The sequence below is a fragment of the Vibrio sp. Vb0598 genome (assembly GCF_033338935.1).
Taxonomy (GTDB): Bacteria; Pseudomonadota; Gammaproteobacteria; order Enterobacterales; family Vibrionaceae; genus Vibrio; species Vibrio alginolyticus.
In genome coordinates this window covers 97,586-116,819 of record NZ_JAWOTP010000017.1, presented here as the reverse complement: position 1 = coordinate 116,819, position 19,234 = coordinate 97,586, and the positions used below count along the sequence as shown (strand labels likewise).

The 19,234-nt window shown below is 44.9% G+C and carries 18 protein-coding genes; 8 read left to right on the top strand and 10 right to left on the bottom strand.

The features are described 5' to 3' along the window. On the top strand, positions 1–888 hold an 888-nt coding region (locus R7Q38_RS17035; protein WP_318114299.1), incomplete at its 5' end, for an anhydro-N-acetylmuramic acid kinase. A gap of 36 nt (positions 889–924) precedes the next feature. Next, positions 925–1,854 carry an N-acetylmuramic acid 6-phosphate etherase gene (gene murQ / locus R7Q38_RS17030; protein ID WP_005381910.1) on the top strand — a complete coding sequence of 310 codons (930 nt, stop codon included), beginning with the start codon at positions 925–927 and terminating at the stop codon, positions 1,852–1,854. Between the two features lie 51 nt (positions 1,855–1,905). Here murQ and R7Q38_RS17025 read toward each other — a convergent pair whose 3' ends face one another. Together R7Q38_RS17025 and R7Q38_RS17020 are read right to left on the bottom strand one after the other, a co-directional pair. Continuing rightward, positions 1,906–2,178, bottom strand: a complete 273-nt coding sequence (locus tag R7Q38_RS17025; protein ID WP_005381911.1) for a hypothetical protein — start codon at positions 2,176–2,178, stop codon at positions 1,906–1,908. 115 nt (positions 2,179–2,293) lie between these two features. After that, entirely contained in the window at positions 2,294–2,635 is a 342-nt protein-coding gene (locus R7Q38_RS17020; RefSeq protein WP_064368998.1) for a DUF2799 domain-containing protein, read from the bottom strand. 280 nt (positions 2,636–2,915) lie between these two features. On the opposite strand from R7Q38_RS17020, the gene R7Q38_RS17015 reads away from it, so the two are divergent. The 4 genes from R7Q38_RS17015 (at position 2,916) to R7Q38_RS17000 (ending at position 7,564) form a co-directional block, all read left to right on the top strand. After that, a complete protein-coding gene (locus R7Q38_RS17015) occupies positions 2,916–4,400 on the top strand; it encodes a carbon starvation protein A (RefSeq protein ID WP_005381914.1) in 1,485 nt (494 codons plus the stop codon). 188 nt (positions 4,401–4,588) lie between these two features. Further along, the gene (locus tag R7Q38_RS17010) at positions 4,589–6,259 is read left to right on the top strand and encodes a sensor histidine kinase (RefSeq protein ID WP_005381915.1); all 1,671 of its coding nucleotides are present in this window, start codon (positions 4,589–4,591) and stop codon (positions 6,257–6,259) included. 31 nt (positions 6,260–6,290) lie between these two features. Beyond that, a complete protein-coding gene (gene btsR, locus R7Q38_RS17005) occupies positions 6,291–7,019 on the top strand; it encodes a two-component system response regulator BtsR (RefSeq protein ID WP_005381917.1) in 729 nt (242 codons plus the stop codon). Positions 7,020–7,090: 71 nt separating this feature from the next. Further along, on the top strand, positions 7,091–7,564 hold the full coding sequence (locus tag R7Q38_RS17000; RefSeq protein WP_064368997.1) for a low molecular weight phosphatase family protein: 474 nt from the start codon (positions 7,091–7,093) through the stop codon (positions 7,562–7,564). A 47-nt stretch (positions 7,565–7,611) separates the two neighbouring features. Here the strand turns inward: R7Q38_RS17000 and ispH are convergent, their stop codons facing one another. From ispH to murJ, 6 genes are all read right to left on the bottom strand, one after another. Continuing rightward, complete coding sequence (gene ispH / locus R7Q38_RS16995; RefSeq protein ID WP_017636164.1) at positions 7,612–8,577, bottom strand: 4-hydroxy-3-methylbut-2-enyl diphosphate reductase; 966 nt, start codon at positions 8,575–8,577, stop codon at positions 7,612–7,614. A 23-nt stretch (positions 8,578–8,600) separates the two neighbouring features. Then, positions 8,601–9,032: an FKBP-type peptidyl-prolyl cis-trans isomerase gene (fkpB, locus tag R7Q38_RS16990; protein WP_005381922.1), complete on the bottom strand. Its 432-nt coding sequence runs from the start codon at positions 9,030–9,032 to the stop codon at positions 8,601–8,603. A 144-nt stretch (positions 9,033–9,176) separates the two neighbouring features. Beyond that, complete coding sequence (gene lspA / locus R7Q38_RS16985) at positions 9,177–9,683, bottom strand: signal peptidase II (protein ID WP_005381924.1); 507 nt, start codon at positions 9,681–9,683, stop codon at positions 9,177–9,179. A gap of 73 nt (positions 9,684–9,756) precedes the next feature. Continuing rightward, entirely contained in the window at positions 9,757–12,585 is a 2,829-nt protein-coding gene (ileS, locus tag R7Q38_RS16980; RefSeq protein ID WP_169628311.1) for an isoleucine--tRNA ligase, read from the bottom strand. Positions 12,586–12,649: 64 nt separating this feature from the next. Beyond that, positions 12,650–13,585, bottom strand: a complete 936-nt coding sequence (ribF, locus tag R7Q38_RS16975) for a bifunctional riboflavin kinase/FAD synthetase (protein WP_017636167.1) — start codon at positions 13,583–13,585, stop codon at positions 12,650–12,652. Between the two features lie 69 nt (positions 13,586–13,654). Then, complete coding sequence (murJ, locus tag R7Q38_RS16970) at positions 13,655–15,217, bottom strand: murein biosynthesis integral membrane protein MurJ (RefSeq protein ID WP_025998736.1); 1,563 nt, start codon at positions 15,215–15,217, stop codon at positions 13,655–13,657. A 305-nt stretch (positions 15,218–15,522) separates the two neighbouring features. Here murJ and rpsT point away from each other — a divergent pair, with 305 nt between their 5' ends. Next, positions 15,523–15,783, top strand: a complete 261-nt coding sequence (rpsT, locus tag R7Q38_RS16965; RefSeq protein ID WP_005381938.1) for a 30S ribosomal protein S20 — start codon at positions 15,523–15,525, stop codon at positions 15,781–15,783. Between the two features lie 304 nt (positions 15,784–16,087). On the opposite strand, the gene R7Q38_RS16960 is transcribed toward rpsT, so the two are convergent. Both R7Q38_RS16960 and nhaR read right to left on the bottom strand, forming a co-directional pair. Then, positions 16,088–16,396 carry an ArsR/SmtB family transcription factor gene (locus R7Q38_RS16960; RefSeq protein ID WP_005381940.1) on the bottom strand — a complete coding sequence of 103 codons (309 nt, stop codon included), beginning with the start codon at positions 16,394–16,396 and terminating at the stop codon, positions 16,088–16,090. A gap of 288 nt (positions 16,397–16,684) precedes the next feature. Continuing rightward, positions 16,685–17,575 carry a transcriptional activator NhaR gene (gene nhaR / locus R7Q38_RS16955; RefSeq protein ID WP_005381942.1) on the bottom strand — a complete coding sequence of 297 codons (891 nt, stop codon included), beginning with the start codon at positions 17,573–17,575 and terminating at the stop codon, positions 16,685–16,687. Positions 17,576–17,961: 386 nt separating this feature from the next. Here nhaR and R7Q38_RS16950 point away from each other — a divergent pair, with 386 nt between their 5' ends. Further along, on the top strand, positions 17,962–19,107 hold the full coding sequence (locus R7Q38_RS16950) for a Na/Pi symporter (RefSeq protein WP_025768431.1): 1,146 nt from the start codon (positions 17,962–17,964) through the stop codon (positions 19,105–19,107). Positions 19,108–19,234: the final 127 nt, after the last annotated feature.

Below are 19,234 nucleotides of genomic sequence, written 5' to 3'. Positions count from 1 at the left end.
GATGCCGTGTTACAGCTGCTCAATAAGTCTGGTTACGTCGCAGAGCAAATTCGTGCGATTGGTAATCACGGTCAAACAGTGTTCCATCAGCCTACCGGAAACTTGCCGTTTACCACTCAATTGGGCGATGCCAACATTATCGCGGTCAAGACAGGCATTGATACGGTAGCGGATTTTCGTCGTAAAGACATGGCGCTAGGTGGACAAGGTGCCCCACTCGTCCCTGCTTTCCATAAAAGCATTTTTGCGATGCAGGATTCCACAACTGTGGTACTTAACATTGGAGGCATTGCCAATATCTCGGTACTGCATCCAGAACAACCAGTCATTGGCTATGACACAGGCCCGGGCAATATGTTGATGGACGCATGGTGTGCGCTGCATACTGGGCAAAGCTTCGACGAAGATGCACAATTTGCACTTAAAGGAACGGTAAACGCTACTTTGTTGACTCAATTACTCAAAGAAGCTTACCTCGCCATGCCTGCCCCTAAAAGTACCGGGCGAGAACTGTTCAATATTGACTGGCTGCATCTACAACTGGCCCATCACAATTTACCAATCGAAGACGTACAACGTACACTTTGCGAGTATTCTGCAATTACCATTGCCAACGAAGTCGACAAGTTTTCTCATGGCATCACACCTCAACTATTGGTCTGTGGCGGTGGAGCAAGAAACCCGCTTTTGATGCAACGACTGGCCAAGTTATTGCCACAATGGAGCGTTGCGACAACGGCAGAAAAAGGTGTTGATGGCGATTACATGGAAGCAATGGCGTTTGCTTGGCTTGCGCAGCGCCATATTCACGGCCTCCCTAGCAACTTACCGGAAGTTACGGGGGCAAGTCGTCTCGCTTCACTGGGTGTACTCTATTCAAAAAATTAAGGGCAATAGATCCTAAACAAAAAGGCTTAATTCATTATGACGAACGATGCACTTATCGCAGCTTTATCCCATCTGGTATCTGAAGGGCGAAATCCAGACACCATGGACATCGACTTGCTGCCTTCTCTCGATATTGTTCAACGCATCAACCAACAGGACAAACTCGTTCCTCTTGCCGTTGAAAAAGTATTGCCTGAGATCGCTGAAGCCGTTGATAAGATCACGGAAGCATTTAAGGTCGGAGGTCGGTTGTTTTACATCGGTGCGGGTACCAGTGGTCGACTTGGCGTTTTGGACGCTTCAGAATGCCCACCAACTTTTGGCACAGATCCAGAGATGGTCGTTGGTATTATTGCCGGTGGAAAAGAGGCAATGTTCCGTGCAAAAGAAGGGGCGGAGGACGACCCTACATTAGGCGAGCAAGATCTTAAAGAGAATACGCTAACACAACGCGATGTCGTCGTTGGTATTGCGGCAAGTGGACGAACACCTTACGTGATTGGTGGCTTAGAGTATGCGAACGAGCTTGGTGCCACCACTGTAGCACTATCTTGTAACCCTGACTCTCCGATTGCAGATATTGCTGATATTGCGATTAGCCCCGTTGTTGGACCTGAAGCGTTAACGGGATCCACTCGCTTAAAATCAGGGACGGCACAAAAACTCGTACTAAACATGCTCACTACCGCAAGCATGATTCGCCTGGGCAAAAGTTATCAGAACTTAATGGTAGATGTGAAAGCGACGAATGCAAAGCTAGTTGCAAGAGCGGCTCGTATTGTTATGCAAGCAACAGATTGTACTAACCAAGAGGCTAAAACGGCGCTCAAAGAAACGGACTACGACGCCAAGTTAGCGATTTTGATGATTTTAACCGGGCTGGATAGAGAAAGCGCGACTGAGCAACTGAACGCCAAGCAAGGATATTTAAGAAAAGTCGTGATCGCGCAAACTAATCAATCTTAATCAATAAAGCGCCTCACTTATTTAAAAGTCAGGCGCCTTTTATGGCTTAATTTAGTAGTTCAATCGTTCAATGTGAGTAATACCGACTTTACCTTCAAGGTCACTGAACATATGAACCATTGCTGGGTATGGTTGTGCTCCAGGGTAGACAACTTCTGCATTACAGAAAAACGCATAGTTTTGTCCGGCTACGACTTGAGTAGCCACAACCAAAGGGGAGTATTTGACACCGACAAACCCCTCGATACCTTTAGCAAATACTTCTTTATTCTCTGCTGTGAGTTCATGAAATGGACTCCAGCCACCAGCCATTTGCGTTGACATAATGTGATTCCTTTTTTTGCTGTGCTCACTATCAAGCAATATGAACATAGTTTAATAAGGAAGATTTTGCCACATTTATGTGATGCAGACAGTGTAACAACGGCTTTATTGACTATTAATTTGAGTATTCATTCCAACCACGTTGCCATTCCATGCGGAATTTTTGCGCTTGCTCAGTACCTTCACAAACCCCTTCGTAATACTGACCAGATAACCCCATTTGATACGCAAAAGCAGGATTACAGTACTCACGTAAACCTTCTAAATAACCTTGGTCGTAGTCATTTTGCTTAACACTACCCAACTCACGAAGCTCGCTCATCGTGCGCGATGTGTGTCCGGTTATGCCATCTTGATATCCGATCTGATGCCAATCTCCCGACTTGGCAAGATCTGCTGTCGTTGCTGTGCATCCTGCAAGTAAAGCCAGTGCCAGACCTACCGTTACCTTTTTCATGGTTCTTCCTTAAGTAATTGTTTTCAAAAATAAGCTTACCACTAATTATTGGCGCTTGCCGCTGAGCTTGCAGATTTAACCACTGATGACTCAAATCAGCCGCTCAAGACTGTCATCAACCTTTCGCCATTTTTAAAAACCGCTCAAGCAGCATATCGACCACTCAGTGCTCTATTCGACCACTCATCTACTAACCGAATGCATTTAACACAAGTGACGCATAACATGCATCCTGAGATTAAAAAATTACCCTACCCAACTAAGACCAAGGACAATTGCTATGATGTGGTTTCTAACCTGTGTCGCAGCCCTAATCGGCGGATACTTCATCTACGGCGCTTTCGTCGAGAAGATTTTCGGCATCAATGAAAAACGCCAAACGCCAGCTCACACCAAATCGGACGGTGTTGACTTCGTTCCAATGTCAACAAAGAAAGTTTACCTAGTTCAACTACTTAACATCGCAGGTGTTGGTCCAATTTTTGGCCCGATCATGGGGGCACTATACGGTCCTGCGGCGATGCTTTGGATTGTAGTCGGTTGTATTTTTGCTGGTGCAGTACACGATTACTTCTCAGGCATGCTTTCAGTGCGTAACGGCGGTGCATCTGTACCTACCATTACAGGTCGCTACCTAGGTAATGGCGCAAAACACTTTATGAATATTTTTGCCATTGTCCTATTACTTCTAGTTGGCGTAGTGTTCGTTTCAGCCCCTGCTGGCATGATTACTAACCTCATCAATGATCAAACAAGCTTGAGCGTAAGCATGACTACAATGGTTATTGCTATCTTTGCTTACTACATCATTGCGACGATTGTTCCCGTCGATAAAATCATTGGTCGTTTCTACCCACTGTTTGGCGCCCTACTTATCTTTATGTCTGTTGGCCTAATGACAGCCGTTGCTTTCTCTAGCGAACACACAGTAATGGGTGACTTCCAAGTTTCGGACATGTTCTCTAACCTCAACCCAAATGACATGCCGTTATGGCCTGCATTGTTCATCACTATCGCATGTGGCGCTATCTCTGGCTTCCACGCAACTCAGTCTCCACTGATGGCGCGTTGTATGGAAAATGAGAAAAACGGTCGCTTCGTATTCTACGGTGCAATGATTGGTGAAGGTGTTATCGCGCTAATTTGGTGTGCTATCGCTCTGTCTTTCTTCGGCTCTCTAGACGCTCTATCCGAAGCTGTGAAAAACGGTGGTCCTGGTAACGTGGTATACAGCGCATCATTTGGTCTGCTAGGTGTGTTCGGTGGTATCCTTGCGTTCCTGGGTGTGGTTATCCTACCAATTACGTCTGGCGATACAGCGTTCCGTTCAAGCCGCTTGATCCTTGCTGAATACTTCAACATGGAACAAAAAACGCTACGTAACCGTCTACTGATGGCACTTCCACTGTTCGTTATCGGCGGTATCTTAACTCAAGTAGACTTCGGCATTATCTGGCGCTACTTCGGTTTTGCAAACCAAACAACAGCGGTAATGATGCTTTGGACTGCGTCCGCTTACCTACTGCGTCACAACAAGCTGCACTGGATTACCACTATCCCAGCTATCTTCATGACCACGGTATGTGTCACGTTCATCTTAAACAACAGCTCGCTAGGTTTTGGTCTGCCAATGCAACTATCAACTATCGTAGGTATTGTGTTTGCCCTAGCTGTGACAGGTTACGTTATCAAAACCTCTAAGGGTAAAGGTGAAACTGAACTGGCTGACGAAGAGAAACCACAAGCCGTATCAGAAACAGCGTAATACTCGTCACATCTGAGTGACTAAGATAGGAGCCTGCCAATTGCAGGCTCTTTTTGTTTTATACCCAAGTCACTTTAAGACTCAGAAAGCACAGCATCATTTACTTAGCTGTTCTTATCTATCTGAGCCAAGCATCTTGAGGTTACTTAGGTATACAATAACAACATTGATTCTAGGTTAGGTTCACTATGGAACTGGTCATCTCCCTTTTACAACAGATGTGTGTGTACTTAGTTTTGGCTTACATGCTAAGTAAAACGCCAATCATCTTACCTTTGCTGAGTATTTCTTCGCGCTTAAGCCACCGCCTAATTTGTTACGTACTCTTCTCTGGCTTTTGTATTCTCGGCACCTATTTCGGTCTGCACATCAACGATGCTATTGCCAATACTCGTGCGATCGGCGCAGTTATGGGCGGGCTGTTTGGTGGACCTGTTGTAGGTTTCGCCGTCGGATTTACTGGTGGCATCCATCGATACTCTCTTGGTGGTTTTACCGACCTAGCCTGTGCAATTTCAACCACCGCCGAGGGCGTAATTGGTGGCTTGCTCCACGTTTACCTTATCAAGCGAAATAAAGGCGCATTGCTGTTTAATCCAAGCGTCGTATTCAGCGTTACGTTTGTTGCAGAAGTGGTGCAAATGATTTTGCTGCTCGCCGTCGCGAAACCTTTTGATCAAGCCTATGAACTGGTGTCCGCTATTGCAGCGCCTATGATCATCGCGAATTCATTTGGTGCGGCGTTGTTCATGAGTATCCTGCAAGACAGAAAAGCAATCTTTGAAAAGTTTTCTGCGACGTTTTCGCGTCGAGCGCTCACCATTGCAGATCGCTCAGTGGGAATTCTAAGCAACGGCTTCAACACCGAAAACGCAGAGAAAATCGCGCGTATTATTTACGAAGAAACCAAAGTGGGCGCTGTCGCGATTACTGACCAAGAAAAAATCTTAGCGTTTGTGGGCATTGGCGATGATCACCATAAACCAAACACGCCGATTTCATCGCAAAGCACATTAGACTCCATGGAGAAAAACGACATCATTTATCTTGATGGTGCGGAGCGTCCATACCAATGCTCCATTGCAAAAGATTGCAAGCTCGGATCTGCGCTGATCATCCCACTGCGTGCAGGGAAAGAGGTCATTGGTACCATAAAGCTGTATGAACCGAAGCGTAAATTGTTCTCGACGGCCAACATGTCGATGGCGGAAGGAATAGCCCAGCTTCTATCTAGCCAAATCCTTTATGGCGATTACCAACAACAACAAGCCTTACTCGCCCAAGCAGAAATAAAATTGCTTCACGCTCAGGTGAATCCACACTTTTTGTTTAATGCACTCAATACTATTAGTGCGATTACTCGTCGTGACCCTGACAAAGCGCGCGAGCTAATCCAAAATTTATCGCACTTCTTCCGCAGCAATTTAAAGCAGAACATTAATACCGTGACGCTAAAGGAAGAGCTTGCACATGTGAACTCGTACTTGAGCATCGAAAAAGCGCGTTTTACGGACCGCTTAGAGGTTGAAATCGATATTCAACCTGAATTGCTGGACATCAAATTACCAAGCTTTACACTCCAGCCTTTGGTTGAGAATGCCATTAAGCATGGCATTTCAAACATGCTTGAAGGTGGTAAAGTTCATATATACAGCGAAGCACACCCACAAGGTCACTTGATTACCGTCGAAGACAACGCAGGCAGTTTTGAACCGCCAAAAGAAAACCACTCAGGGCTAGGTTTAGAAATTGTCGACAAACGTCTCACTAATCAATTTGGACGTGATGCAGCGCTAAAAATTACGTGCGAGCCACATCAATTTACTAAAATGAGCTTTATCATTCCCCCAAAATCATAAAAGCACGCTGAAGCAATAAAGGTAATGTTGGATGTTAACCGCACTCGTCATTGATGATGAACAGTTTGCTCGTGAAGAGCTAGCAGAGTTACTGGATGAAACAGGCCAAGTTGAGGTCGTGGGCGATGCCTCAAATGCAATCCTTGGCCTAAAAAAAATCAATGAACTTAAGCCTGATGTGGTGTTTCTCGATATCCAAATGCCTCAAGTCACGGGGATTGAACTACTTGGGATGCTTGATCCAGAAACCATGCCTTATGTGGTTTTTGTCACGGCTTATGATCAGTATGCGATTCAAGCATTTGAAGACAATGCCTTTGATTACTTGCTCAAACCTGTCGACCCATGCCGGTTAACTAAAACGGTCAAACGGCTAAATAAAGTCATTAGCCAATCCGCCCTAACGCAACAACTGTCTGCTATTACACCTGACACGTTGGATCAGATACCGTGCATCGGACACAACCGCATCGTTATCATGGCCACCGACACGGTGGAATGTGCTTACAGTGATATCAGCGGCGTGCATGTACGCTCCACCAGCCAAACCGCGAGCACCCAACTGACATTAAAAACGTTGGAAGAGAAAACCCCTCTAGTCCGCTGCCATCGTCAATACTTAGTCAGTATTAAAGCGATTAGCGAAATCAAGTTACTGGAAAATGGGTTAGCGGAAATCATCACCAAAACAGGCTTTGAGATACCAGTAAGCCGCCGCTACTTAAAGGTGCTCAAAGAGATGCTCGGCATTAGCCACTAACACAAAAACTTCACACATCATCGCTGAGTTTCCGCTAGCGTATAAATAGGACGCTCTGAAAAGACGAGGCGATGATGTATAAAGTTTTATTCATATGTAAGCACAACGCTGGACGAAGCGTCCTCGCGGAGTCAATCGCAACCAATATCCTGTCAGCAGATTTTAGTGTCACCAGTGGAGGCTCACATCCCACAGGCAAGGTGCACCCAGTGGTGCAAAAATATTTAGATGACCACCAACTCCCCATTCCGCATATCCACACACATTCATGGGAGGAGCGAACTCAGTTTCTTCCCGACATCGTTATTATTCTCTGTGATTCTTTACATCAAGAAACCGCTCCTCAGTGGCTTGCAGGTGGTGTTCGAGTAAACTGGCAAGTTGATGCTTTTCCGACCGATGGTTCTGATGAAGACATGTACGCACATTGCGAAAAGGTTGCTCAATCGCTTGAGCGAAGAATCACGAAGATGTCTGATATGATTATCGATGGTTTAGGAAAAGACCAAATTCGTGATTACCTAAATGAGTTAAGAGAGATGTAAAAAAGGCGACCCACAAGGTCGCCTTTTGAATATTCGATAAATGGAGACTAATCCACTTGCTTGATTTGCAGTTCTTTAGGTACTTCAAAGAACATATTCTCTTCACGGCCAAGTACTTCATCAACCGCTTCGGCACCAACGAGTTCTTTGATTCGCTCTAGAATCTGATTAACGAGCTCTTCCGGAGCAGATGCTCCCGCAGTCACGCCGACCTTTGTTTTGCCTTCAAACCACTCAGGTTTGATATCTTCCGGACAGTCGGTTAAGTAGCCAGGTGTCCCTAGCTTTTCAGCTAGCTCTTTAAGACGTGTAGAGTTTGATGAGTTTTTAGAACCCACCACAACCATCACATCTACGTCACCAGCTAATTCACGTACGGCATCTTGGCGGTTTTGTGTCGCATAACAGATATCGTCTTTACGTGGACCTTGGATATCTGGGAACACGCGGCGTAGCTCTTCGATAACATCGGCAGTTTCATCGACAGAAAGCGTCGTTTGGCTTACGTAATGAAGATCGGATGGATCTTTCACAATCGCCTTCAGTTTCTCAACATCGGCTGGAGTTTCAACCAAGTACATACCACCGGTTTCACTGGCGTATTGCCCCATCGTACCTTCGACTTCAGGGTGACCTGCGTGACCAATCAGAACCACTTCCATATTACGACGGCTCGCACGCGCCACTTCCATATGCACCTTAGTTACTAAAGGACACGTTGCGTCAAATACGGTCAAATCACGCAGCTTGGCTTCCTGACGAACCGCCTGCGATACACCATGAGCAGAAAAAATCACAATGTTGTTGTCTGGCACTTCATGCAGCTCTTCAACGAAGATAGCACCACGTTGTTTTAGCCCTTCAACCACAAAACGGTTATGCACCACTTCATGACGCACATAAATCGGTGGCTGATACATCTCTAGCGCACGCTCTACGATGCTAATCGCACGGTCTACACCAGCACAAAAGCCGCGTGGGTTAGCTAATAGGATTTTCATTTCATTGCTCATGGAAATTATCTTTATTGGGTTCGCTATTCTACTGACAAAATTTCAACTTCGAAAGTCACGTCTTGTCCCGCTAGAGGATGGTTGAAGTCCACAGTGACTGAATCGCCTGCAATCTCTGTAATAATGCCCGGGATTTCCATGCCATCAGGGCCACTGAAGGCCATGATTGTACCAACTTCCACTTCTGCATCACCTACAAATTTAGTGCGATCCATATAGTGAATATGATCAGGGTTTGGCATACCAAACGCGTCTTCTGCCTTTAGCTCAATCGCTTTTTGTGCGCCTGTTTCGAGGCCGATCAAGCATTGCTCAAAGTTTTCACTCAAGCTGCCATCACCCATAACAAACTTCGCTGGTTTACCCATGTTATGAGTACTATCTGCAACCGAGCCGTCTTTCATTTTAATCGTAAAGTGAAGGGTTACTACCGATTCATTGGTTATTGTTGTCACGTTAATGCTTCCTTGTTCTTGGGTTATTACGCTGTCAGCTTGGTCTTTTTATACATTGATATGCTGATTGGCGCTCCAACATAATAAAAAGCGTCGCTCGAATCAACGGACGACGCTTAGGGTTATTCGATATATCGCAAAAGGTTACTTGTTAGCGTCTTTTTTACGGAAGCCATCCAGAATAATCATTGCCGCACCAATACAGATCGCCATGTCAGCAAGGTTGAATGCTGGCCAGTGGTAGTTACCCCAGAAGAAGTCTAGGTAATCAACAACAAAGCCATGAACGACGCGGTCAAACACGTTGCCCACTGCACCACCAATAATCAGTGCATAAGCAATGTTGTTCCATTTTTCTTTTGCTGGAAGCTTGCTCATCCAGTAGGTCAAAAGACCCGTCACAACAAACGCGATACCTGTAAATAACCAACGCTGCCAACCAGCTTGATCGCTCAAGAAGCTGAAAGCGGCACCGTAGTTATGAACGTAAAGTAGGTTGAAGAATGGCAACACCTCAATTCGGTTTGCCCATCCGTAGCCCATGTTGTCCATCACCACCAATTTGATGCCAATATCTGCAATAAATACCAGAATTGCTAACCACAGCCAGCGAACTCCAGATTGCTTTAACGTCAGTGCTTTTTCACTCATTACTTTACCTACAAACAGCCCCAGTAAATACTGGGGCTGTTAATTTTAAAAAAAGTTCAGTCGTTCTAGGCAATTACGCGAATTTACGTACTTCACCTTCGCCGTCTACGTTAGACACACAACGACCACAGATTTTCTCGTGACCTTCAATTGTGCCTACGTCTGGCGTGTGGTGCCAACAACGATCACACTTCTCGCCTTCAGCTGCTGCTACTTCAACAAACAAGCCTTCGATATCTGTGGCTTGTGCTGCATCCGTCTTCTCACCTAGAGGCTTAACTTTCGCCGCAGAGGTTAGTAGAACAAAGCGCAGTTCATCTTCAAGTTTGTTGATCTTCGCCGCTAGTGCGTCATCAGCAAATAGAGTCACTTCAGCTTGTAGTGCACCACCAATGGTTTTCTCTTTACGCGCATCTTCTAGAAGTTTGTTAACCGCACCACGAACCGCTTGGATCTCAGTCCAGAATTCGTTGTTCAGCTCTTCACCTTCAGCAAGACCGAATAGACCGTCAAACCACTCACCAGTGAATACGAACTTGTCGCGCTCGCCTGGCATTTCGTTCCATATTTCATCTGCAGTGAACGACATGATAGGAGCCATCCAACGAACAAGCGCTTCAACAATGTAGTAAAGCGCAGTCTGACAGCTACGTTGAGCGTTGCCGCCACGTTTTGCTGTGTACTGACGGTCTTTAATTACGTCTAGGTAGAAAGAGCCCATTTCGATCGAACAGAATTGCATTAGACGCTGAGTCACACCGTGTGTGTTGTACTCTTCGTATGCTTTAACGATCTCTTCTTGTGCTGCTAGTGCACGACCAACCGCCCAGCGATCTAGCGCAACCATCTCTTCAACAGGAACGATGTCTGTTTCAGGGTTGAAGCCGCTCAGATTAGCTAGGAAGAAACGCGCTGTGTTACGGATACGACGGTACGCATCTGCGCTACGTTTTAGGATTTCATCAGAAACCGCAACTTCACCAGTGTAGTCTGTTGAAGCAACCCATAGACGAAGAATGTCAGCACCTAGCTTGTTAGTTACGTCTTTTGGCGCAACCACGTTACCGATAGATTTCGACATCTTACGACCGTGACCATCAACCACGAAACCGTGTGTCAGTACTTGTTTGTAAGGCGCTTCATCTTTCATCGCGATAGATGAAATTAGAGAAGACTGGAACCAACCGCGGTGTTGGTCAGAACCTTCTAGGTATAGGTCTGCACTGTTGCCGTTGTACTCTTCACGAGCATCAACAACAGAGAAGTGAGTGACACCTGAATCGAACCATACGTCTAGCGTATCTAGCACTTTTTCGTATTGGTCAGCGTCAGCACCTAGTAGTTCAGCGGCATCTACATCCCACCATGCTTGAATGCCTTTCTCTTCAACCAGCTTCGCGACTTTCTCGATCAGCTCTAGCGTGTTTGGATGAAGTTCTGCTGTTTCTTTATGAACAAACAGAGCAATTGGCACACCCCAAGTACGTTGACGAGAGATACACCACTCAGGGCGACCTTCGATCATACCTTCGATGCGGCTTTGACCCCACTCAGGCATCCACTCTACATTCTTGATTGACTCTAATGCTTTAGCACGTAGGCCAGCTTGGTCCATAGAAACGAACCATTGAGGTGTAGCACGGAAGATGATTGGAGTCTTATGACGCCAACAGTGTGGGTAGCTGTGCTCGTAAGCGTGGTGGTGTAGTAGTGCACCTTTTTCTTTTAGTACTTCTACTACTGCATCGTTCGCTTTAAATACGTGCTGACCAGCAAATAGCTCTGTATCTGGTAGGTAAACACCGTTTGAGCCAACTGGGTTTGCTACTTCTAGGTTGTACTTGTTACCAACCGCGAAGTCTTCTTGACCGTGACCAGGAGCAGTGTGAACAACACCAGTACCTGAATCAGTCGTAACGTGATCACCAAGGATCGCCGGTACAGTGAAATCGTAGAATGGGTGTTGGAATTGAGAAAGCTCTAGGTCCGCACCTTTAGCAAAGCCAAGGTTGTGGAAGTGCTCGATACCCGCACGGTCCATTACGTCTTTCGCTAGCTCAGCAGCAACGATGATACGCTCAGCGTTGTCGCCTTCTGTTTGGATAAGCACGTACTCTAGATCATCACGTAGACATACTGCGCGGTTTGCAGGCAGTGTCCAAGGTGTTGTTGTCCAGATAACGATAGATACGTCACCGTGACCTTCATGACCTTCTGTCAGTTCAAATTTAGATAGCAGTGCCGCTTCGTCAGCCGCTTTAAAACGAACGTCGATAGATGGCGATACTTTATCTTTGTATTCTACTTCCGCTTCAGCAAGAGCAGAACCACAGTCTGTACACCAGTGAACAGGTTTGAAACCTTTTAGCAGGTGACCATTGCTTGCGATCTTACCAAGAGCACGAATAATGTTCGCTTCAGTTGCGAAATCCATAGTGCGGTATGGCTTGTCCCACTCACCCATGATACCAAGGCGTTTGAAGCTCTCTTTCTGACCTTCAACCTGACCTGCTGCGTATTCACGACATTTCTCGCGGAATTCCGCTGCTGTCACTTTTTGGCCTGGCTTACCTACTTTCTTCTCTACCATTAATTCGATTGGTAGACCGTGGCAGTCCCAGCCTGGGATGTAAGGTGCGTCAAAACCTGAAAGTGTTTTGGATTTAATAATAATGTCTTTAAGAATCTTGTTTAGTGCGTGACCAATATGAATGTCACCATTTGCGTAAGGAGGGCCATCGTGCAATACGAATGACTTTTTGCCTTTCTTAGCTTTACGGATTTCACCGTAAAGATCTTCTTTGTACCAACGCTTAAGCATTTCTGGCTCACGATTGGCCAGGTTGCCGCGCATTGGAAACCCTGTTTCAGGTAAGTTCAGGGTATCTTTATACTCACTCATCGATTCTTAATTCCGTTATATTGGGCGAAAATTAGACATTATGTTGAACGGTGGAATAAACCGCTCAACGCTTAAGCTGACGCAGCCACACCCTTGCTGCTTCAGCATCCAATTCGATTTGTTGTTTAAGTGCTTCAAACGACTCAAACTTTTGCTCATCTCGAAGTTTATGCAAAAGTTCCACTTCTAGTTGCTTGCCATATAAATTGGCATGAAAGTCGAATAAGTGCACTTCTAACTGTTGGCGAACACCATTGACGGTTGGTCTTTGACCAATATTAGCAACACCACCAACTGGCTTATTTCCTAAGCCAAGCGCTTGAACAACATAGACTCCGGAAACCGGAGAAACACAGCGTTTCAAAGGAATATTTGCAGTAGGGAACCCAATGGTTCGACCTAGCTTTCTTCCATGAGAAACACGACCGCTGATGCTGTAGTTTCTTCCCAGCATCTGTTGCGCGGAATGCAAATCGTCACGCGCCAGCGCTTGACGGATAGCCGTACTGCTGACACGTAATTGTTGTAAACAAAAGCTCTGGGTACTTACGACATCAAAGCCGTATTTTTCCCCTGCTTCCTGCAGCATTGCAAAGTTACCTGTACGGCCTTTGCCAAAGCAGAAATCATCACCAACGACAAGAAACTTAACACCCAAACGCTCGACCAACAAGTCACGGATAAACTCTTCCGCGGTTAAATTTGCAAAATGGCGATTGAAATTGACACACAGTAAGCGGTCAATATCGAGCTTACTCAATTGCACGAACTTATCGCGTAATCGAGTCAACCTTGCAGGTGCCTTGTCTTTGGCAAACAGCTCCATCGGCTGAGGTTCAAAGGTCATCACAACAGAAGGCAAGGATAGCCTGTCCGCTTGCTCAGACACTTGCTGCAATACTTGTTGATGGCCTTTATGGACACCATCGAAATTGCCAATAGTCAGCACACAACCATGATGTCGCGGGTTGATATTGTGAATGCCTCTAATCAGTTCCATTGGATACTGCTTTCTGCCTCTGTTTTACTTTACACTGTGTGAAACTGACGGATTATATACTAATCACCCTCAGTCTGTCCCAGCTTTTAGGTCTTTTAAACGCGCACCAGTTAAAAATAGAACCACTAGGTAAACTACGGCTCCTAAACCGATCAACATCCCTAGCACCGCGCTTCGGTGAGCAAAGCTCCAGCCCAGCCATACTGACATATCTTCCAGTTGCCATAAGATTGCCGCCACCATCGCCGCGCCAGCAATAGCTAAACGTATAATAAAGAAGACGGTTCGCTTAGTGATTTGGTATACCTCTGCGATGTGCAGGCCACGATACAGCAGTGCCATATTCACAAATGCCGATAGTGCCGTCGCGATAGCCAAGCCAACGTAGCCATAGAAGTACGCAAAAATTGCATTAAATACCATGTTGGTCACCATCGCAATGATGCCGTATTTCACTGGCGTTTTAGTGTCTTGACGCGAGTAATAACCCGGAGCGAGCACTTTAATCAGCATAAAGTTCAACAAGCCTGAAGCGTAAGCAAAGAGTGACAATGATGCTTGATGTACGTCTTGTGGCGAAAACTCACCTCGCATGAATAACACCATCAACATAGGTTTTGCCAGTACCATCAAACCAAGCATTGCAGGAAGGCCAAGTAAGATCACCATGCGCACCCCCCAGTCCATGGTTTGTGCGAATCCTTCATTTTGTGCGTCAACATGTTTGCGTGATAATGCTGGTAAAATCACCGTTGCAATAGCAATACCAAACAGACCTAACGGGAATTCCAACAAGCGATCTGAATAGTACAACCAACTGATCGAACCGGTTTGCAGAAAGCTGGCAATAAAAGTATCAAACAACAAGTTGATTTGGCTTACCGACACACCGAACAAAGCAGGAATCATTAAGGTTCGGATCTTCACCACGCCCGGATCGCGCCAGCCCCATTTCGGCTTAACCATAACCCCCGCTTTAATAAGGAAAGGGATTTGAAATAAGAACTGAACCAAACCACCAAGGAAAACACCGATGGCAAGACCAATCTCTGGCTGTGGCATCTGCGGCGAGATAAACCATGCTGCCAAAATGATCATCACATTGAGGAAGACAGGAGTAAACGAAGAAACCGCAAACTTACCTAGTGTATTGAGAATGGCTCCCGATAGGGCAACAAAAGTGATGAACCATAAATAAGGAAAGGTAATCTTGAGCATCACGCTAGCAAGTTCGAACTTCTCAGCCGCGGGACCACCATGCATCCAGTCTAGGAACCAACCAAAACCAAACAGTGCAGTCACCACTCCGGAACCTAGAACACCTAAGATGGTAACAATTGAGACTATCACCCCTAATGTACCCGCCGCACGAGCAATGAGCTCCCGAGTTTTATTCATGTCGCCTTGAGCATGGCTTTCCGTTAAAACAGGTACAAACGCTTGGGAAAAAGCACCTTCAGCAAACAAACGTCGTAAAAAATTAGGAATTTTATTGGCGAAGAAAAAGACGTCTGCGCTTGCTCCTGCCCCCATTAAATTTGCCACTACAACATCACGAACTAGGCCAAGAACGCGGGAAATAAATGTCATAGCACTGACGATCATGCCAGACTTGAGTAGTCGTTTACTCACTGTAACCTCGGAATATCACCATAAGACAGCTAACCCTATACTGTTTCTCTGACAGGTGCTGTAAATAGACGTCAAAAATCTATCCGCGGGTTGTAAGGAATAAGTGTGCCTTTCGCGGATAATTATTAGCATTGGTATAAAAATGCTGTTAGAATCCCCGCCATCTTAACCGCGATAACCTCTCTTACCAAAATTTGTTTTGGCTTAGATCGGTTTTTGCACAAATCATTTGACATTTAAGCGCAAATGAGGGATATTCCTCGCCCTTAAATTGTCACAGAACTAAGTTTTTGGGAGTTAGACCCTTGGCAAATAGTAAATCTGCTAAGAAGCGCGCTATCCAAGCTGAGAAACGTCGTCAGCACAATGCTAGCCGTCGCTCAATGATGCGTACTTACATGAAGAAAACTGTTGCTGCTATCGAAGCAGGCGACAAAGAAGCTGCAACTGCTGCATTCGCTGTAGTTACACCTATCCTAGACCGCATGGCAACTAAAGGCCTTATTCACAAGAATAAAGCAGCTCGCCATAAGTCTCGTTTCGCTGCACAAATCAAAGCTCTTTAATAGAGTCCTGATTTTACAGTGAAGAAAAAACCGACCTTGTGTCGGTTTTTTTATATCTACAAAATTTTCTTAATAAAAAAAGCTGGCAATGCCAGCTTTTCTTTTTCTGAATGTCCCATTTAAAGACATCAGCTTATTCATTACCCATATAACGCTCATACTAGAAAGCACTAATAAAACACTTGAGAACAAAGCAAATTGATCGATGAGTAGTACCCTATCATCAAAAGTTTAACGCCACTCTCAAATATTCCAACAAGTTAGATTCACACTCTAAGATGAGCAGTATATTAGGACTATTTAATTAATGTTGAGCACTCTCAGCACAATAAAGACTATGCAGTGTTTTTATTAACGCTTTCACTTCATCACTCTTTAATGTGTAGTACACCGTTTGTGCTTCTTTCCTTGTCGTGACTAACTCATCACGGCGAAGCCAAGCAAGATGCTGAGATAATGCCGACTGGCTTAGCTCTAACTTTGCACACAGCTCTCCCACGGACAGCTCTTGGTTATGCAGCATACAAAGGATTTGTAGGCGTCTCTCGTTTGCCATCGCTTTGAGCAACACGACGGCTTTTGCGGAGTTCTGCTCCATTTCTTGTAGATTCATGTGTTGGACCTCTAGCTACAACTTACTTATTCCAACCCTGGCCAGCTTGTTGTGTTGCACTGATTTATATATCTAAGAAAATCAAGATACACTTCCAGAGTCTTCATTATTAGAACCTCTAATTTAGTTGTTAGTGATACACCAATATTATCCACCAAGGATTTTAATTGGTGCGCCATCAATAATTAATAGTTTTGCTCACTAAAACAAGTATCTTGCTTACTTAGATATTATTTAGAATTATATTTTTATTGATAGTAATCTATTTATTTACGCAACGATACGGGTTTACTCAAACATTTGACTGAAATCAGCATCACAAACATTTTTTACCGCGGGGTGTTGGATCATTCGTTCCGCAAAAATCACGTAGTACTCTTCTTTTAGCCCATCGACATGGCCAATTAGCTGTAAATTTCGGTCGTCTTCAATCTCCGACATGTATACGGTCGGTGCCAAGAAAATCACATCATCGTGGTACCGAGCAAAAGCTTTCATCAACGCAACATCATCAAACTCCCCCAGCACATTGGGTTGAAGGCCTTGACGATCAAACCATTGAATAACTTTACGCCCCATAGCCGTTCGGCTCGCGGGAATCAGAAGTTTTTTTTGTTCCAAGATCTCAGGGAATCGCACATTTTCAATTTCAGAAGAAGCAAAAAAGCTCATGCTACTTTCACCTAACTTTTTGCTATAAAGGCCAGGACTTTGAGTAGAATCAACGGGACAATCCGAAAGGATCATATCTAGCTTGTGCTGAGAAAGGCGTTCAAGTAGCAGTTCGTGGGTCGATTCATAACAGCGTAAATGAATACTGTTATCTTCCGGGACGGTCGTCATCAGTACTTTACTGACCAAGCGTTTAGATAATGCATCGGCTACACCAACTTCAAATAGAATGTTCGAGTGCTGGCTGTAATTGACGATATCTAACATCTCATAGCTCAAACCGAACATCCGGTCGGCGTACTTAAACACAAGCTGACCTAACTCAGTGGGCTCAACTGTACGACCATTGCGCTTGGTTAACTTTCCTTTCATGCGCTCTTCAAGCGCTTTAATCTGTCCTGTCACGGTTTGCGGTGTCAGGAAGAGCGCGTCAGCCGCCTTAGTTACAGAGCCCTGTTTGCACACCATCCAGAAATAATAGAGATGGTTGTAGTTTAGATGTGACATGATCGAGTCCCGAAAAGAAAGTGATACTTTTTATACCAAATGTGACAGAGACAAACAATAAACTCGACAAAACCATACAATACCTTACAAAAGCATAAGTTTTACCGAAAGTATAAAGTCAATACTGTCATAAAAGTTGAACTGATGCGCATTTTTTCTACAAAAAAAGCGCAAAAACCAAACAAAACGAAATCAAAATTTAACCATTAAAATCAATAGGTTAAAAATTAATTTTCTTCTTCTTTCACGCCATTATCAAAAAGAACAATAAAAATCTCTCACAGCAAGAAATTTGTAATATTACTGAAATATTTGTTCTCTAACATCGCCCGCAGATTCAACTACAGACCGAAAAATGAACTGAAAGGTCAACGGAGAAAATTATGATGAACCAAGCTACTTCAACAGTGGCACCAATTTCGAGCACAGCTCGTTGGTTACGCTGGGCTAACTTGGCATTCATGTTATATCTGCTTCTTCTAGCAGTATCTATGGTTGGTAGTGGCTTTAAATGGGCAACTGGCGATCAAGCTAAGGTGCTATTTGAATTTGCCGCACACCCAGTTGCAGGTCTAATGATCGGCTTGGTGGCAACAGCCTTAATTCAGTCTTCAAGTACTGTAACGTCTATTATTGTAGGCTTGGTTGCAGGTGGCTTACCTGTAGAAACCGCTATCCCTATGGTGATGGGTGCTAACATTGGTACCACAGTGACCAATACGCTTGTGTCTCTTGGCCACGTGCGCTGTAAAGAAGAGTTCAAACGTGCATTTGCAAGTGCAACCATTCACGACTTCTTCAACTTGCTTGCTGTCGCTATTTTCCTTCCGTTGGAAATGATGTTCGGCATTTTAGAGAAAGTTTCTCACTGGCTTGTTTCTCCACTGCTTGCTACTGGTGATATGAGCATTAAGGGCTTCAACTTTATTAAACCAATTACAAAGCCAGTCGTAGGCGCAATTAAAGAGCCACTTTCTACCTTCGGTGATACTGTTGGCGGCGTCATGCTTATTGCTTTGGGTATTGCGACTATCTTCGTTGCAATCACAGTGATGGGTAAATTGATGAAGAGCCTAATGGTTGGTCGCGCACGTGAAATTTTGAAAAACGCCATCGGTCGTGGTCCTATTCACGGCATCGTATCAGGCTCAATCGTGACTGTTCTAGTACAATCTTCCTCAACCACGACAAGTTTAATGGTTCCGTTGGTTGGTACTGGCGTGTTGAAAGTACGAGATATCTACCCTTTCACTCTGGGTGCTAACATTGGTACTTGTATTACAGCACTACTAGCAGCGACAGCGGTATCTGGAGAGTTCGCAGTATTCGCACTACAAATCGCTCTAGTCCACTTAGTATTTAACATCATGGCGACGCTGTTTATCTTTGGAATTCCATTCCTACGTGAGATTCCGGTTAAAGGCGCTGAGATGATTTCTGAAATGGCTATTAAGAATAAAGCAGTTGTTGGTGGTTACCTAATGTCAGTATTCGTTATTCTACCAGGTGCAATTCTAGCCCTAACAACGTAACAACAACGACATACCATCGCTTATTGTTTAGGCTCCACATAGTGGAGCCTTTTTTATGATAATTAAACTGTTCAAATCGATTGTCCGGTGATAATTTGAGCCACATCAGCATGCTTATGCTGAGCTA

Bases quoted from the DNA above. Each gene is read 5' to 3' on its own strand.
- R7Q38_RS17015 (WP_005381914.1), top strand. From the start codon at position 2,916: ATGATGTGGTTTCTAACCTGTGTCGCAGCCCTAATCGGCGGATACTTC.
- R7Q38_RS17025 (WP_005381911.1), bottom strand. From the start codon at position 2,178: ATGTCAACGCAAATGGCTGGTGGCTGGAGTCCATTTCATGAACTCACA.
- nhaR (WP_005381942.1), bottom strand. From the start codon at position 17,575: ATGTCACATCTAAACTACAACCATCTCTATTATTTCTGGATGGTGTGC.
- ispH (WP_017636164.1), bottom strand. From the start codon at position 8,577: ATGAGCAATGAAATGAAAATCCTATTAGCTAACCCACGCGGCTTTTGT.
- R7Q38_RS16960 (WP_005381940.1), bottom strand. From the start codon at position 16,396: ATGAATCTACAAGAAATGGAGCAGAACTCCGCAAAAGCCGTCGTGTTG.
- btsR (WP_005381917.1), top strand. From the start codon at position 6,291: ATGTTAACCGCACTCGTCATTGATGATGAACAGTTTGCTCGTGAAGAG.
- ileS (WP_169628311.1), bottom strand. From the start codon at position 12,585: ATGAGTGAGTATAAAGATACCCTGAACTTACCTGAAACAGGGTTTCCA.
- ribF (WP_017636167.1), bottom strand. From the start codon at position 13,585: ATGGAACTGATTAGAGGCATTCACAATATCAACCCGCGACATCATGGT.
- R7Q38_RS16950 (WP_025768431.1), top strand. From the start codon at position 17,962: ATGAACCAAGCTACTTCAACAGTGGCACCAATTTCGAGCACAGCTCGT.
- R7Q38_RS17010 (WP_005381915.1), top strand. From the start codon at position 4,589: ATGGAACTGGTCATCTCCCTTTTACAACAGATGTGTGTGTACTTAGTT.
- lspA (WP_005381924.1), bottom strand. From the start codon at position 9,683: ATGAGTGAAAAAGCACTGACGTTAAAGCAATCTGGAGTTCGCTGGCTG.
- R7Q38_RS17020 (WP_064368998.1), bottom strand. From the start codon at position 2,635: ATGAAAAAGGTAACGGTAGGTCTGGCACTGGCTTTACTTGCAGGATGC.
- R7Q38_RS17000 (WP_064368997.1), top strand. From the start codon at position 7,091: ATGATGTATAAAGTTTTATTCATATGTAAGCACAACGCTGGACGAAGC.
- murQ (WP_005381910.1), top strand. From the start codon at position 925: ATGACGAACGATGCACTTATCGCAGCTTTATCCCATCTGGTATCTGAA.